Source organism: Streptomyces flavalbus (genome assembly GCF_042674625.1).
GTDB classification, from domain to species: Bacteria; Actinomycetota; Actinomycetes; order Streptomycetales; family Streptomycetaceae; genus Streptomyces; species Streptomyces flavalbus.
Genome location: NZ_JBHTEB010000001.1, coordinates 7,473,150 through 7,489,104, shown reverse-complemented (window position 1 = coordinate 7,489,104; position 15,955 = coordinate 7,473,150). Strand labels below are relative to the sequence as shown.

The following is a 15,955-nucleotide window of genomic DNA, read 5'->3' as shown; positions in this document are numbered from 1 at the left end:
GGCCGGTGCCCGCACCGGCGGGCGGGTCCGGTCAGACGCGCAGCCAGACCGCCGTGTCCCGGGGCAGCAGGCCGTCCGCGTCGAGCGGGCCGCTGGTCAGGAGCACGCGCTCGTGGGCGGGGAGCGGCGTCGCGCGGTCGGAGAGGTTGACGACGCAGACCAGGCCGTCGGCGCGGGCGAAGGCCAGGACGTCGTCCCCGGACGGCAGCCAGGTCAGCGGGCCGTCGCCGAAGCCCCGGCCGGAGCGGCGCAGCGCCAGCGCCTCCCGGTAGAGGGCCAGCATGGACCCCGGGTCGGCGCGCTGCCGGTCCACGGCGTACGCGCCCCAGTCGGCCGGTTGCGGCAGCCACGGGTCGGCGGCCGTGGAGAAGCCGTACGACGGGCCGTCCGCCGTCCAGGGCAGCGGCACCCGGCAGCCGTCCCGGCCGGGGTCGGTGCCGCCGGAGCGGAAGTGCATGGGGTCCTCGATGCGGTCGAGCGGTATCTCCGCCTCGGGCAGGCCCAGTTCCTCGCCCTGGTACACGTACACCGAGCCGGGCAGGGCGAGGGTGAGCAGGGCGGCGGCGCGGGCGCGGCGGGTGCCGAGTTCCAGGTCGGTGGGGGTGCCGAAGGCCTTGGTGGCGAAGTCGAAGGCGGTGTCGGCGCGGCCGTAGCGGGTGACCGTGCGGGTGACGTCGTGGTTGCACAGGACCCAGGTGGCGGGGGCGCCGACGGGGGCGTGTTCCGCGAGGGTGGCGTCGATGGTGCGGCGCAGCCGGTCAGCCTCCCAGGGGCAGGTGAGGAAGTTGAAGTTGAAGGCGGTGTGGAGTTCGTCGGGGCGCAGGTAGCGGGCGAAGCGTTCGGCGTCCGGGAGCCAGACCTCACCGACGAACATGGCGCCGTACTCGTCCGCGATGGACCGCCAGGCGCGGTAGATGTCGTGGAGTTCGTCCTGGTCGATGTAGGGGTGCGGGTCCACGCCCTCCTCGAAGTCGGCGAGCGCGGGGTCCTTGACGAGCAGGGCGGCGGAGTCGATGCGGACGCCCGCGACGCCGCGCTCGAACCAGAAGCGCAGGATGTCCTCGTGCTCCTGGCGGACCGCCGGGTGGGCCCAGTTGAGGTCGGGCTGCTCGGGGGTGAACAGGTGCAGGTACCACTCGCCGTCGGGGACGCGGGTCCAGGTGCGGCCGGAGAACTGCGACGGCCAGTCGTTGGGCGGGAGTTCGCCGTGGGCGCCGCGGCCGGGCCGGAAGTGGAACCGTTCCCGTTCGGGGCTGCCGGGGCCCGCGGCCAGTGCGGCGCGGAACCAGCGGTGCTGGTCGGAGACGTGGTTGGGGACGATGTCGACGATGACGCGGATGCCGAGTCCGGCGGCCTCCGCGATGAGCTTCTCGGCCTCCGCGAGGGTGCCGAAGGCCGGGTCGATCACGCGGTAGTCGGCGACGTCGTAGCCGCCGTCGACCATGGGTGAGGCGTACCAGGGGGTGAACCAGACGGCGTCGACGCCGAGTTCCGCGAGGTAGGGCAGTCTCGCCCGGACTCCCGCGAGGTCCCCGGTGCCGTCGCCGTCGCCGTCGGCGAAGCTGCGGGGGTACACCTGGTAGATGACGGCGTCGCGCCACCAGTCGTCGGTGCGGGGCGAGTGAGGGGCTGCCACGTGTCGGTCCTTTCGGGCAGGGCGGATCGTCGGATGGACTGCGAGGAGGGGTGCGGCGTCAGCCCTTGAGGCCGCCTGCCGTGAGGCCGCTCATGATGTTCCGCTGGAAGATCAGGAAGATCAGCAGCGTGGGCAGGGAGGCGATCGTCAGCGCGGCGATCAGGACGTTGACGGGGACGCCGTTGGAGAGCGAGTAGATGCCCACGTTGAGGGTCTGCTTGGCCGGGTCGGGCAGGGTGAGCATCGGCCACAGGAAGTCCTTCCACACCCCGACGACCGCGAAGATCGACACGACGCCGAGGATCGGCCGGGAGACCGGCAGCACGATCGACCACAGGACGCGCGTCGGGGAGGCGCCGTCCATGGCGGCGGCGTCGAGGAGTTCCTTCGGGATGGAGTCGAAGAACCGCTTCAGCAGGAAGATGTTGAAGGCGTTGGTGACCGAGGGCAGCCAGATCGCCCACGGGGTGTTGAGCAGGTTCCGCTCCACGACCGGCACGTCGAGGACGGTCAGGTACTGCGGGACGACGAGCACGGTCGCCGGGATCATCAGCGTGGCGAGCATCATGCCGAGGATGGCCTTGCCCAGCACCGGGCGGAGCCGGGAGAGGGAGTAGGCGGCGGCGACGTCCAGGACGAGCTGGAAGGCGAGCGCGCCGAGGGCGTAGTACAGGGTGTTGAACAGCAGGCTGGCCAGGTCCATGACGTCCCAGGCGCGGCTGTAGTTCTCCGGTGTGAAGGAGTCCGGTACGAGGGTGGGCGGGGTCTGGATGACCTCCTGGGCGTCCTTGAAGCCGCTGGAGACCATCCAGTAGAGGGGGCCGAGGAAGGCCAGGGTGAACAGGCCGACGACGACGGTGAAGACGGTCCAGTAGATGAGCCTGCCGCGCGGCCGGGCGAGTTGGGCCGGTGAGATGAGTGTGCGTGTGGACATGCCGGTCTCCCTCGCGTCAGGCGTCCTCGGCGCGGCTGAGCTTCACGTACGCCGCCGAGAAACCGGCGAGCAGGACGAGGAGCAGCAGGCCGAGCGCCGCCGCGGCACCGTAGTTGTTGAAGTTGAAGGCGTACTGGTAGATGAGGTAGACGACGGTGGTGGTCGAGCCCTCGGGTCCGGCGCCGCCGGTGAGCAGGAACGGTTCGACGAAGACCTGCATGGTCGCGATGATCTGCATCAGCAGCATCAGGGACAGGATGAGCCGGGTCTGCGGGATGGTGACGTGCCAGATCTTGCGGAAGAGTCCGGCGCCGTCGAGTTCCGCGGCCTCGTACAGCTCGCCGGGGATGCCCTGGAGCGCGGCGAGGTAGATCAGGGCGGCGCCGCCCATGTTCATCCAGGTCGAGGCGATGACGATGGACAGCATGGACAGGTCGGGGTCCTGGAGCCACTGCTGTTCGGGCAGGTGCAGGGTGGTCAGGAGGTCGTTGAGGAGGCCGTAGCCGGGGTCGTAGAGGTACTTGAAGAGCAGCACGGAGGCGACCGGCGGCAGCATCACGGGCAGGTAGACCAGCAGGCGGAGGTAGCCCTGGCCGTGCTGGAACTCGTTGATGACGATCGCCACGGCGAACGGGACGACGAAGCCGAGGAGCAGCGCGAGGACGGTGAACAGCAGCGTGTTGCGCCACGCCTGCCAGAACGCGGGGTCGTGGTAGACGGTGGTGAGGTTGTCCAGGCCCACCCAGGTGGTCTCGCCGCCCTCGGTCTTCTGGAAGGCGAGGAGGAACTCCCTGACCATCGGGTACCAGGAGAACACCGCGAAGCAGACGACCGCGCCGATGAGGAAGCCGTGGGCGGTGAGGTTGCGCCGCACCGTCCTGGCGAACCGGCCCGCGGGTGGTCGTACGGGCGTCCTGTGCGGTGGGGAGTGGCGGGCCGGGTCCGCCGTTGTCGGGGTGAGGCTGGGGGCCGACATCGTCGCTCCTTGGTACGGGTCTGCCGGATGGTGTGCCGGACGGCGCTCCCCGGCGGGGGCGGGCCGGTGCGCCCGCCCACGCCGGGAGGGGGTCACTGGTTGGCCAGGACCTGGTTGACCTGCGCCTCGGCCGTGTCGAGGAGCTTGTCGATGTCGGCGTCCTCGTTGGTGAGGATGCCGGACATGACGTTGTCGAGGACCTTGTAGATCTCCTGCGCCTTCGGCGGCTCGGCCTTGCCCGGGACCGGGTTGTCCATGAACGTCCTGAAGTTGGCGACGGGCATGGTGGCGTTGGCGACGCGGGCGGCGTCGTCCTTCTTCTTGGACTCGCCCAGCCAGAAGTTGGGCTGCGGGACGCCGACCGGGAGCTTGTCGGCCTTGGTGCGGGCCCAGTCGAACTGGCCCTTGCCGACGGTGAGGTTCTTGAAGTTCAGCCAGGCGACGGCGGCCTTGATCTTGTCCGGCGATATGCCCTTCTTGATCATGTAGTTGTTGCCGCCCGCGAGGGTGTTGCGCTCACCGGGGATCGGGCCCATGCCGAAGTTCTCGTACTCGGCGCCGAGTTGCTGGACCATGTAGGCGATGTCGTCGGGGGCGGCGAGGAACATGCCGAGCTTGTCGGTGGCGATCTGCTTCTGGAGGTCGCCCCACTTCAGCAACTGGGTCTTGCCCATGCTGTCGTCCTCCCAGCGCATGGCGTGGAGGTTCTGGGCGACCTGGCGGCCGGTCTCGTCGTTGAACGCCGCCTTGGTGCCGCTGGGGTCCACGACGTCGCCGCCGAGGCTGTACATGTGCGCGGTGAAGTGCCAGCCGCCGGTGTTGGCCGCGCTGTACTCCCCGAAGCCCGCGATGCCGTCCCCGAGGGCGGCGATCTTCTTGGCGGCGGCCCGCACCTCCTCCCAGGTGCGCGGCGGGGCGTCGGGGTCGAGCCCGGCCTGCTGGAACAGCTTGCGGTTGATGAGCAGGCCCATCGTGTAGTTGCTGGTGGGCAGGCCGTACAGCTTGCCGTCCTGCTTGAGCGAGCCGAGGACGTTCGGGTCGATGTCCTTCAGCAGCGGGACGGTCCTGTCGTTGACGTAGGCGGTGATGTCCTCGGCGCCGTCGTTGTCGAGGACCTGCGGCAGGTCGGTGAAGTAGGTGTAGAACACGTCGGGCTGCGACTTGGCCTTGAGCATCGCGGTGAACCGCGGCGGCTCCAGGCACTGGCCCGGGGTGGAGCGGCCCTCGATGGTGACGTTCGGGTACGTCTTGTTGAACTCGGCGACGTCCTCCTGCCACTCCTTCAGCTCGGCCGCCTTCGCCTTGGGCGGCATACAGTCGATGGTGATCGTGACCTTGGTCTTCGGGTCCAGCGGCGCGGCCGGATTGGAGTCGCCGCCCCCTTCCGAACCTCCGGCGCCGTCGTCGCTGCTGCTCGTACCGCAGGCGGCGAGAGCGGTCAGCGTGAGCGCGGAGAGGAGGGCGACCGCGCTGGCGCGGCGGGAACGGCGGAACCGGGCAGTTCTCATGACTGGACCCCTTCGGGCATGAACGTGGAGGTCGCCCCACCGCCGGTGCGTTGTGGGGCGTCGCACACTCAACCACCACCGACAAGCGAGCGCAAGATATCGCGCAGACTCTGTAATTGATTGACAAGCGGAAGAGAAAAGGCCGGTGCAAGCCGCATACACGGCGTGCACCGGCCCGCCCAGGGCCGTTCGGCCTACGGGTTGATATTGATCTTGAAAGTGGACGTGGTGTTGCGCACGTCCACGGCGTTGCCGCTCAGCTCCAGCCCGTTGAAGGTCACCTCACCGACCGCGGGCCCCTGCTCCGCCTCGGGCATCTCGTTGGCCCACAGACCGAAGCCCGACTTGGCGTCGTAGGCGTCCCCGCTCTTGCGGGCGCCCGTGATGGAGATGTCCGTGAACACGGTGTCCTTGATCGGGTACTGCGGCTGCCCGCCCACGTACTGGGTCTGGAACATCACCCCGCTGTAGGTGGGGTCGACGATGTCCACGTGGTTCACCCGGATGCCCTGGAACACCTTGGACGCGGAGAACAGCCAGATGCCGGGGAAGGTCTGCGCGCCCCAGAAGTGGCCGCCCGCGCGGACGATGGAGACGTTCTCCACGGTCGTCGGCCCGGTCCCGAAGCCGTTCATCGGGTAGCCGAAGTCCAGCGAGGAGATGGTGATCCCGGAGTAGACGAGCGTGTCCGCGATGTGGATGTTGCGGAAGGTGTTGTTGTAGCCGCCGTACACGGCCACGCCCGCGGCCCGCCAGGTCAGGGTGGACGTCAGGTTCTCGTAGACGTTGTCCTTCATGTCGGCGCCGCCCGCGTCGATCGCCGAGAACAGCGCGAAGCTGTCGTCGCCGGTGGCGCGCGCGTCGTTGTTGGAGACCAGGTTGTCCGTGGAGCCGTTGGTCATGTTGACGCCGTCGGCGAACATGTTCCTGATCCGGGAGTTCCTGATCGTCATCCGGTCGGTGTTGGCGCCCCAGTACAGGCACACCATGTGCTCGTTCCAGATGTCGTCGATGACGATGTCCGACACGCCTGAGAAGTCGAACACCTTGCCGGGGCCGTCGATGCGCGAGGTGTAGTTGCCGAAGTAGGCGAACCCCTTGAACAGCGACCCCTTCGCCGTGCCGTCCGCGCGGAAGCCGACGTCGGTGTTGTCCTGCGTCGACGGCGCGTGGAACTGGGTGTACCAGGGCCCGGCGCCGACCACCTTGACGGCCTTGCCGTACACCTGGAACTTGCTCGCCGTCTGGTAGTCGCCGGGCGGCAGGTAGACGCCCACCAGCTTGCCCGTGGTGTCCATCCGCACCCGGTCCAGGGCGTCCTGCACGGCCTGGTGCGTGAACCCGTTCGGCACGGTGTACGTCGCCGGGTCGGGGTTGGCGACCGGCGCGACCTGCTCCAGGCTGACGAAGTCGATGGCGTACGTCGACGTGTTCGCCGCGTCCTTCTGGAGCCGTATCCGGCTGCCCGCCGGGACGGTCTCCCCCAGCATCAGGTGGGCCTCGTCGTAGATGTGCCGCGGGGCGCCCGCGCCCGGGGAGTTGCCGGGTGACGCCTCCGCGCCGTACAGCCAGGCGTACTTCGACGTCAGCGGCAGCGCCTTCCTGAAGACGCCGTCGACGTAGACGTTGATGGTGGAGTCGATGCCCCCGCCGCCGGGCGCGTCCGGGATGGAGAAGCGGGTGACCAGGGTGTTGGTGGCGGCGCGGGTGGTGAACTCGACGTACTCGCCCGTCGCGTCCAGGCTGACCGCCCTGCGGCCGGACGCCTCGCCCGCGATGTCACCGACGGTCCTGTTGGGTCCGGCGACGGTGGCGCCGCCGCCCGTGGTGCCGTCCTCGGCCTCGTACATGTCGTACGGCATGTTCGCGCCGCGGCCGACGAACAGCGGCTGGGTGGTGGTGTTGTTCTCCCGCTTGACCGGCACCTCGTTGGCGTCCGGCGCCACCACCACCTTGACGGTGTACGAGCCGTTCGCCGCCGTCCACGGGCCGAGGCCGACCTCGGCCGAGGCGCCCGCGGCGAGGCTCCCGGAGTACTCGCCGGTCAGGGTGCGGACCACGGCGCCCTTGGAGTCGGTCAGGGTGAGGGTGACGCCGTGGGCGCCCGCCGCGCTGGCCTTGGTGCCCTCGTTCCTCAGCCGCACCTTGAACGTCACCGCGTCACCCGCGGTCGGGCTGGACGGCGCGGTGGTCACCGCCGTGGCGACCAGGTCCGAGCTGTCGACGGGCCTGACGACCAGCGACGTGGGACTGGTGTAGGTGTTGTTGGTCTCGTTCTGCTCGGTGACCTCCTCGGCGGCGTCCGCGACGGCGCTGAGCTGGTAGGTGCCCGCCGCGCGTGCCCCGAGGGAGGCGGTGACGGTGGTCTGCGCACCGGCCGCGAGGGCACCGACCCGCGCGGTGGCGACCTCGGTGCCGCCGAGCCGCACGGCCACACCGCTCGCCGGGGCGGCGGCGGAGCCGGTGTTGCGGACGGTGGCCGAGACGCTGATCGTGTCCGACTCCACCGGATTGGCGGGCGACACGGTCAGGCCGGTCACCTCCAGGTCCGGGTTGGGCGCCGGAACCCCGATCACCTGGAACTCGGCGACCTGCCCCGCCGGGGCGCCGGAGTTGGCGGTGAACCTCAGCCGCACGTCGGCGGCCCGCGCGGCGACGGGCACGGTGACGGTGTTGCCGTCGGCCGGGTCGAAGCGGTAGCTCTTCGCCGCGACCAGCGAGGTGAAGTCCTGCGCGTCCTGGTCCCGGCCGAGGACCTCGATGGTCTGGTTCCGGGCCGACCAGGCGGTGTCCGGGTTCAGCCTGAGCACCAGCCGGTCCAGGTCGGCGTTGGCGCCCAGCCTGACGGTGAGGGTGTTCGGGTAACTGCCGCCCGCGCCCTCCCAGTACGTCGCCACGTCGTTGTCGTTGGCGTTCTGCGCGACGTAGGTGTGCACCACGGAGGAGGCGCTGATCGGCTTGCCGACGGCCAGGTTGGAGCCCTGCCCGCCGCTGCCGTTGCGGGTGACGCTGTTGCTCGGCGGTGACGTGTTGCCCGCCGCGTCCTTCGCCCGCACCTGGTAGGTGACGGTGCTCGTCGCGGGCTGGGTGTCGGTGTACGTGGTGACGTCGCCGCCGACGCTGGCGCGCAGGGTGTTGTTGGCGTAGACCTCGTACGCCGTGACGCCCCGGTTGTCGGAGGCGGCGGTCCAGGTCAGCCTGATCTTGCCGTCGCCGGGTTCGGTGAGGGCGAGGTTCGTCGGCGCGGTCGGTGCCTGGGTGTCGCCGGTGTCGGCGGCGCGGGTGACGGTGTTGCTGTTGGCGGACTGGTTCCCGGCCGCGTCCCTGGCCCGCACGTAGTAGGAGACGGTCTGGTCGGCGGGCCGGGTGTCGGTGAAGGCGGTGACGTCACCGGCGACGCTGGTCAGCAGCGACCCGTTGGCGTAGATGTCGTAGCCGGTCACGCCGACGTTGTCGGTGGCCGCGTTCCAGGTCAGCCGGATCTGCCCGGTGCCGGGTTCGGTGAGCGCCAGACCGGCGGGGGCGCTGGGCGCCTGGGTGTCGCCGGTCTCGGGGCCGTAGACCTCCAGCTCGGAGATCTGGGCGGCGTTCTGCACGGAGTTCGCGGTCACCAGCACCCGCACGTAGCGCGTGGTGGTGGCGTCGAAGGCGATCGTGGCCGTTTGGTCGCTAGCGGCGTCGAAGGTGTACGCCCGGGAGGCCGTCAGATCGGTGAAGTCGGTGCCGTTGGTACTGCCCTGGACCTTCAGCGTCTGGCTGCGCGCCTCCCAGGTGCCCGGCAGCCGCAGCACCACCCGGTCCACCCGCACGGAGGAGCCGAGGTCGGCCCGCAGCCACTGCGGGAACGCGCCGCCCGCGCTCTCCCAGTACGTGGCCCGGTTGCCGTCGTTGGCATTCGCGGCGGCGTACACCTGGGTGTGGCTGCTGGCCGTCAGGGTGCGCCCGGCCGCCAGGTTGACGGACGAGCCGTCGGCGGCGTGCACCTCCAGCTCGGAGAGCTGCGCCGCCCGCCAGCCGGTGTTCTCGGTGACCGCGATCCGCACGAAGCGGGTCCGGGTCGCCGGGAACGCCACGGTCACGGTGTTCCCGGAGCCCGGGCTGAACGCGTACGACGCGCTGTTCTTCAGCGTGTTGAAGCTGGTGCCGTCGGCGCTGCCCTGCACGGACAGGGTCTGGCTGCGGCTCTCCCAGCCCGCGGGGAGCTTGAGGACGACCTCGTCGACGTTCTCCGTGGCGCCGAGGTCGGCCTGCACCCACTGGGGGAAGGTGCCCCCGGCGCTCTCCCAGTACGTGCCCTGGTTGCCGTCGGTGATGTTCGGCGCGGCGTACTCCGCCACGGAACTGCTCGCCGTCGCCCGGTCTCCGAGGGCGATGTTCGGTCCCCCGGCGGCCTGGGCGGTGAACGCCGGGCCGCCCAGGGCGAGGAGGCTGGTCACGACCACGGCGCTGAGCACGCGCGGTCTCCGTGTGGGGATTCTCATCGGTCTCCGATCTCGTTCCTGCGTGTGGGGAGCGGGGCCCCAGCTCCCGTTCCTGCGGGGAGCGGCAATTCAGCCCCGGTTGATCACGAACTGGGAGCCGGGTTCGACCAGGACGTCGCCCTCGGCGGAGTGGGAGATCGCCACGTTGGTGAGGGTGGCGCTGCCGCGCGCCCCGCCCTGCGCGAGGATCCCGGAGCCGTTCACCGAGTTGTCGATCGTCACGTCCCTGATCTGGGCGCCGGGCACCGCGCCCCCGCCGCCCTTGAACTGGATGCCGTCGTAGGTGGAGTCATGGATCTCGGTGTCCCGGATGGTGACGCCGGGGATGTCCAGTCCGGCGGCGAACAGGGTGATGGCGCCGAACTCCTGGGCCTCGCCCCAGAAGGCCCCGCCCGTGCGGTGCAGGGCGTTGCCCGCGATCAGCGTCTGGCCGGAGAACGGCAGCGGGTCGTGGTCGGTGGCCAGCATGATGCCGGGGTAGTTCATGGTGTCGGCGACGACGTTGTTCTCGATGGTGTTGCCGTAGCCGCCGTACACCGCGATCCCGTTGGCCCGCCACGGCAGTTGGACGGTGTTGTTGCGGAAGTGGTTGTCGTGGCCGATGTCGACGGAGGTGTCCTTGACGTAGCGGCTCGCCCACACGGCCAGGGCGTCGTCGCCGGTGTTGCGGAAGGACGAGTTGTAGACCGTGGAGTTGCGGGTGCCGTTGGCGAAGTTGATGCCGTCGGCGTAGGTGTCGCGGATCCTCATGCCGGTGAACTCCAGGCCGTCGCCGGGGCCCCACAGCTCGGGGATGTTGGAGTAGTCCCGGCCGACCCACACGCCGACGTTGGCGTGCTCGATCCACACGTTGCTGATCTTGGTGTTCCTGCCGAAGCGGCCGTTGAGGCCGACGCCGCCCTCGTGGTTGCCGTCGCCGCCGCGGATGGTGCCGGAGCCGAAGATGGCGAGGTCGGAGATCTGGGTGTTGTCGTCGATGTCGAAGCCGAAGTTGCCCTCGTGCGGGTGGTTGATGCCGCCCGCCTCGTGTGGCGGGGTCAGCGTGTAGAGCTGGGAGTGCCACATGCCCGCGCCGCGGATGGTGACGTCCCGGATGCCGACCTGGTTGTAGGTGCCCCGGTCGAGCGGGTCGTCGGTGAGGATCTTCTGCTCCTGCCGCCACTGCCCGGCCGGGATCCACACGCAGTCGATCTCGCCCTTCTGGTCGGCGGTCACCGCGCGCTGGATCGCGTCGGTGTCGTCGATGCCGTCGCCCGGGACGGCGCCGTAGGCGGTGATGGAGGTGCAGGCGGCGGGTTTCGCGGCCGGGGGCGCGACCTGCTCCAGGTCGACCAGGTCCACGATGTAGAAGGCGGCCCGGTCGTCGGCGTCCCGCTGGAGACGGAACTTCGTGCCCGGCGGGTAGCTCTGCCCGAGCAGGGCGTGCGACTCGTCGAAGAGCCGCCGCGCGTCGCCGCCGGGGGTGTTGGTCAGGCCCTCGGGGCTGTCGGTGTTGCCGTACAGCCAACTGTGCTTGGACGACAGCGTCAGCTTCCGGGCGAAGGTGCCGTCGACGTAGAGGCTGAGGGTGGCCTCGGTGCCGCCGCCGCTCGCGGAGTCCGGGATGGAGTTGCGGACGACGAGGGAGTTGGCGGCGCCGGTGGAGGTGAACTCCACGTACTGCCCGGTGGTGTTGAGCCGCACCGACTGCCGTCCGGAGGACTCGGTGGCGAAGTTGGTGTGGCCGAAGGTGCGCTTGCGGTCGGCGGTGAGCAGGGTGCCGTCGTAGCGGGCGTCCTCCGCCTCGTACTCGGTGTACGGCACGGCGGCGCCGCGGCCCACGACGATGGACCGGGCGAAGACGTTGTTGTCCTCGTTGGTCTCGGTGACCTGGTTGGTGGCGTCGGCGGTGGCGGTGAGGGTGGCGCCGCCGTTGGTCGCCGTCCAGGTGCCGGAGAGGGCGACGGTGGCGCTCTCCCCGGCGGCGATCGCGCCGGTGGTGCCGTTGAGGGTGGTGGTGCCGACGGTGAGCCGGGTGACGGTTCCGGCCGGGACGCCGGTGGTGCCGTCGTTGCGGACGGTGACGGTGAAGGAGACGGCGGCGCCGACCGCGGGGGCGGACGGGTTGCTGGCGATGCCGCTGACGCGCAGGTCGGGGCCGGGGCTCTGGCTGACGACCAGCTTCGTCGCGGCGGTGCGGCTGTTGTTGGTGTCGTCCAGTTCGGTGACGGTGTCCGTCGGGTCGACGACCGCCGACACCGTGTAGGGGCCCCTCGGCCGCTTGCCGACGGCCACCCGTACGGTGCTGGACTCACCCGGCTGGAGCGCGCCGACCGGGGCGGACCCGGCGACGGTGCCCTCCAGGCTGACGTCGACGGTGGTCGCCGGGGAGGCCGCCGTACCGGCGTTGCGGACCGTGGCGTCGACGGTCACCGCGTCCGTCTCGGACGGCTGCGCCGGGGACCAGGTCAGGCCGGTGACCGTGAGGTCGGGGTGGGGGGCGGCGGTGCCGACGACCTGGAACTCGGCGACCTGGGCGCCGGGCGCGCCGGTGTTGGAGAAGAAGGTCAGTCGGAGGTCGGCGTAGCGTCCGGTGACCGGGATCGTGACGGTGTTCTGGTTGCCGGAGGGGCTGAAGGCGTAGTCGGCGCGGGCCTTCAGGGAGGTGAAGGCGGACGCCGACTGCTCCCGGCCGAGCACCTGGAGGGACTGGGTGCGCGGGCCCCAGATCGGGTCCGGGTTGAGCTTGACGACGACGGCCGCGACGTCGGCGTTGGCGTCGAGCCTCACGGTGAGGCTGGCGGGGTGGCCGGAGGACTCCCAGTACGTGCCGGTGTTGTCGTCATTGGCGTTGGCCGCGACGTAGTTCTGGGTCGTGGAGGTGGCCTCGATCGGCTTGTTGCGGGCGAGGTTGGTGCCCTCCACCGGCGGCTCGGAGGTGCCGCTCTCGCCGTAGACCTCCAGCTCCGCCAACTGGGCGGCGTTCCAGCCGGTGTTGGTGGTGATCTGCACCCGGACGTAGCGCGTGCGGGCGCCGTCGAGGTCGACGCTCACGGTGTTCGCCTGGGCCGGGGTGAACGTCCGTGCCGTGGCGGCGGCGAGGGTGCCGAAGCCGTTGCCGTCGGCGCTGCCGAGGATGCCGAGGGTCTGGGTGCGCGCCTCCCAGGAGGCGGGGAGCTTGAGCACCACCCGGTCGACGTCGGTCTCGGCACCGAGGTCGACCTGCACCCACTGGGGGAAGGCGCCGGTGGGGCCTTCCCAGTACGACTGCTGGCTGCCGTCGCTGACGTTGCCCGCCGGGTAGCCGCCGAGGGCGCCGCCCGCCGTCGCGGGTCTGCCGAGCGCGACGTTGGTGACGGCGGCCGTGTCGGCGGCCTGTGCGCTCACGGGGAGCAGGCCCAGGGCGATCAGGCCCGATATCAGCAGCGTGACGAGGAAACCTCGTCGTTTGTGTGTCCCGCTCATACAACCCTCTCCACGAATCTCGGCGGATCGCCGAGGAATTGAGTGATTTCATCAATCTTTTACGTAACCGCGGGCACAGATTTCTACCGGGTCATCACTTTGTCAACAGCCGCGACATGACGAAGGCCCCGACCTCAGGGTCGGGGCCTTGCGAGAGGGCTTGGTGGAAGGGCGAGCGAAAGGGCTTGCGGAAGGGTCAGGCGGTGGGCGGCTGGGTGGTCGAGCCGCGCAGCACCAGTTCGGGCTCGAAGAGCAGCTCACCGGCGTGTGTCCGGGTGCCCTGGAGCTGGGCGCAGAGCAGTTCCACGGCGGCCCGGCCCATCGCCTCGATCGGCTGCCGGACGGTGGACAGCGGCGGCTCGGTGCAGTTCATGAACGCGGAGTCGTCGAACCCGACGACCGACACGTCCGCCGGGACGGAAAGACCGCGCCTGCGCACGGCCCGGATGGCGCCGAGGGCGAGGGGGTCGCTGGCGCAGACGACGCCGGTGACGCCCCGGTCGAGCAGCCGGGCGGCGGTGGCCTGGCCGCCCTCCAGCGAGAACATCGACCGCACGACGAACTCGTCCGGCAGCGGGGTCCCCACGGACTCGGCCACCACGCGGGCGGCGTCCAGCTTGCGGTTGGAGGGCACGTGGTCGCTGGGGCCCAGGATCAGGCCGATGCGCTCGTGCCCCAGCGAGGTGAGGTGGCGCCACGCCTGCTCCACGGCGACCGCGTCGTCACAGGCGACGCAGGGGAAGTCGAGGCCGTCGATGGAGGCGTTGATCAGCACGACCGGGATGTCGCGCTCCGCGAGCTGCCGGTAGTGGTCGTGCGGGGCGTCGGCCTGCGCGAACAGACCGCCCGCGAAGACCACGCCCGAGACCTGCTGCTGGAGCAGCAGCTCCACGTAGTCCGCCTCGGAGACCCCGCCCTTGGTCTGGGTGCACAGCACCGGCGTCAGCCCCTGCTGGGCGAGGGCACCCCCGATGACCTCGGCGAACGCCGGGAAGATCGGGTTCTGCAGCTCCGGCAGCACCAGGCCGACCAGCCGGGCGCGCTCGCCGCGCAACTGGGTGGGCCGCTCGTAGCCGAGGACGTCCAGCGCCGTCAGCACGGACTGGCGCGTCGCCTCGGAGACCCCGGGCTTGCCATTGAGGACACGGCTGACCGTCGCCTCGCTGACGCCCACCTTCCTGGCTACCTGAGCAAGTCGTCGCGTCATGAACGCAAGGCTAGCGCAAATTCCGCAAAAGAATTACACCCGTTTCGCCGGGCCACTCGCACCGAGCTGCCGATCCGGCCACCCATGGCCGCTTTTGCGCCACCCGGTGCGCGGAAGTGGCGTGTTCAACTGTTGCCGCCGTGAGGCATGAGGCGCAGCCTGGAGCGCGGGAGCGCTCCCATACCGGAACCCCCTGTTGTCATATCCATGCCATGCGCCTCGTCACTGGAGCCGAGATGCCACGACGCCGCTGGACAGGGCCCCTGCTGCTGGCCCTCCTGCTCACCGTGCTCGCCCCGCTGCCCGCCGCCGCGCGCCAGCCCACCGCGGCGCCCCCCGCGCCGACCGCCGACCGCGTGCCGCTGCCGTCGATCTCCGCGACCACCACCCAGGTCGCCTCGGGCCTGCGGCGCCCCACCGCCATCGTCGCCCCCGACGACGGCACCGGACGGCTGTTCATCACCGAGAAGCCCGGCCGGATCCGCGTCTACCACCCGGACACCGGCCTCGCCGCGACCCCGCTGATCGACATCACCTCCGTCGTGGACGAGTCGTCGGGCAACGAGCGCGGCCTGCTCGGCCTCGCCCTCCCCGCCGACTTCGCCACCAGCCAGGACCTGTACCTGGCGTACACGGCGCTGCCGGACGGCGCGGTCACGCTGGCCCGCTACCGGCTCGACGAGTCCCGGCTCGAAGTGCTGCTCTCCCAGCCGCACACCGAGTTCAACAACCACAACGGCGGCCAGCTCGCCTTCGGCCCCGACGGCAACCTGTACTGGAGCATCGGCGACGGCGGCGGCGCCGCGGACCCGCTGCGCGCCCCGCAGCGCCTGGACACCCTGCTCGGCAAGATCCTCCGCGTCGACGTCCGCCGCGCCTGCGCCCCGCTCCCCTACTGCGTGCCCGCCGACAACCCGTTCGTGAACACCCCCGGAGCCCGCCCGGAGATCTGGCACTACGGGCTGCGCAACCCCTGGCGGTTCTCCTTCGACAGCGTCGACGGCTCGATGTGGATCGGTGACGTCGGCCAGGGCCGCTGGGAGGAGATCGACCACATCGCCCGCGGCCGGGGCGGCCTGAACCTCGGCTGGTCCTGCTACGAGGGCCTGGAGAAGTTCGCGGACGGCGACTGCCACGCGGGCGAGACCTACACCCCGCCGGTGTTCACCTACTCCCCCTACACCGGCGGCTGTTCGGTGATCGGCGGCCACGTCTACCGCGGCCAGCGGAACGCCGCCCTGCTCGGCGGCACGTACATCGCCACCGACTACTGCTCCTCCACGGTGTGGGCGCTGCGGCCCGACGGCAACGGCGGCTACGAGCAGGCGGAGATCGGTCAGACGCCGACCCAGGTGACGGCGATCGGCACCACCGTCGAGGGCGAGTTCTACATGGTCAACGACCTGCCCGGCGGCCTGCACCGGGTGTCGTTCGCCCAGGAGGCCCCGACCTGCCGGGTGGACCGCACGGTGGAGCGCTGGGGCACCGGCACCAAGGTCGAACTCACCGTCACCAACACCGGCACCACCGCGCTGAACGGCTGGACGCTGAAGTTCCCGCTGGCCCTCGGCCAGACCGTGGTCTCCGACTGGAACACGGACCTGACCCAGCTCAGCAACACCATCACCGCGACGAACGCCTCCTACAACGCCGCCGTCGCCCCGGGCGCCAGTTTCACCATCGGCTACGTCGCCAGCCACACCGGCGACGCGTCACCGCCGCCGCGCTTCACCCTCAACGGCGACGCCTGCGCCATCGGCCGCTGACCC

8 protein-coding genes are annotated in these 15,955 nt (G+C 70.5%); 1 reads left to right on the top strand and 7 read right to left on the bottom strand.

All coding sequences use genetic code 11. The annotated features are described in order from the left end of the window. Nucleotides 1–31: 31 nt before the first annotated feature. From ACFQZ6_RS33380 to ACFQZ6_RS33350, 7 genes are all read right to left on the bottom strand, one after another. A complete protein-coding gene (locus tag ACFQZ6_RS33380) occupies nucleotides 32–1,636 on the bottom strand; it encodes a glycoside hydrolase family 13 protein (protein WP_381617004.1) in 1,605 nt (534 codons plus the stop codon). 58 nt (nucleotides 1,637–1,694) lie between these two features. Continuing rightward, nucleotides 1,695–2,570, bottom strand: a complete 876-nt coding sequence (locus ACFQZ6_RS33375) for a carbohydrate ABC transporter permease (protein WP_381617001.1) — start codon at nucleotides 2,568–2,570, stop codon at nucleotides 1,695–1,697. A 16-nt stretch (nucleotides 2,571–2,586) separates the two neighbouring features. Further along, nucleotides 2,587–3,546: a carbohydrate ABC transporter permease gene (locus ACFQZ6_RS33370; RefSeq protein WP_381616998.1), complete on the bottom strand. Its 960-nt coding sequence runs from the start codon at nucleotides 3,544–3,546 to the stop codon at nucleotides 2,587–2,589. 92 nt (nucleotides 3,547–3,638) lie between these two features. Then, nucleotides 3,639–5,054: an extracellular solute-binding protein gene (locus tag ACFQZ6_RS33365; RefSeq protein ID WP_381616995.1), complete on the bottom strand. Its 1,416-nt coding sequence runs from the start codon at nucleotides 5,052–5,054 to the stop codon at nucleotides 3,639–3,641. A 194-nt stretch (nucleotides 5,055–5,248) separates the two neighbouring features. Continuing rightward, nucleotides 5,249–9,535, bottom strand: coding sequence for a discoidin domain-containing protein (locus ACFQZ6_RS33360; protein ID WP_381616992.1), 4,287 nt, complete (start codon nucleotides 9,533–9,535; stop codon nucleotides 5,249–5,251). 69 nt (nucleotides 9,536–9,604) lie between these two features. Next, nucleotides 9,605–12,979 carry a CARDB domain-containing protein gene (locus ACFQZ6_RS33355; protein ID WP_381616989.1) on the bottom strand — a complete coding sequence of 1,125 codons (3,375 nt, stop codon included), beginning with the start codon at nucleotides 12,977–12,979 and terminating at the stop codon, nucleotides 9,605–9,607. 196 nt (nucleotides 12,980–13,175) lie between these two features. Beyond that, the gene (locus ACFQZ6_RS33350; protein WP_381616987.1) at nucleotides 13,176–14,186 is read right to left on the bottom strand and encodes a LacI family DNA-binding transcriptional regulator; all 1,011 of its coding nucleotides are present in this window, start codon (nucleotides 14,184–14,186) and stop codon (nucleotides 13,176–13,178) included. 236 nt (nucleotides 14,187–14,422) lie between these two features. On the opposite strand from ACFQZ6_RS33350, the gene ACFQZ6_RS33345 reads away from it, so the two are divergent. Then, nucleotides 14,423–15,952, top strand: coding sequence for a PQQ-dependent sugar dehydrogenase (locus ACFQZ6_RS33345; protein ID WP_381616984.1), 1,530 nt, complete (start codon nucleotides 14,423–14,425; stop codon nucleotides 15,950–15,952). Nucleotides 15,953–15,955 lie beyond the last annotated feature (3 nt).

Coding starts and splice junctions, on each gene's coding strand:
- ACFQZ6_RS33370 (WP_381616998.1), bottom strand. CDS start 3,546: ATGTCGGCCCCCAGCCTCACCCCGACAACGGCGGACCCGGCCCGCCAC.
- ACFQZ6_RS33355 (WP_381616989.1), bottom strand. CDS start 12,979: ATGAGCGGGACACACAAACGACGAGGTTTCCTCGTCACGCTGCTGATA.
- ACFQZ6_RS33360 (WP_381616992.1), bottom strand. CDS start 9,535: ATGAGAATCCCCACACGGAGACCGCGCGTGCTCAGCGCCGTGGTCGTG.
- ACFQZ6_RS33350 (WP_381616987.1), bottom strand. CDS start 14,186: ATGACGCGACGACTTGCTCAGGTAGCCAGGAAGGTGGGCGTCAGCGAG.
- ACFQZ6_RS33345 (WP_381616984.1), top strand. CDS start 14,423: ATGCCACGACGCCGCTGGACAGGGCCCCTGCTGCTGGCCCTCCTGCTC.
- ACFQZ6_RS33375 (WP_381617001.1), bottom strand. CDS start 2,570: ATGTCCACACGCACACTCATCTCACCGGCCCAACTCGCCCGGCCGCGC.
- ACFQZ6_RS33365 (WP_381616995.1), bottom strand. CDS start 5,054: ATGAGAACTGCCCGGTTCCGCCGTTCCCGCCGCGCCAGCGCGGTCGCC.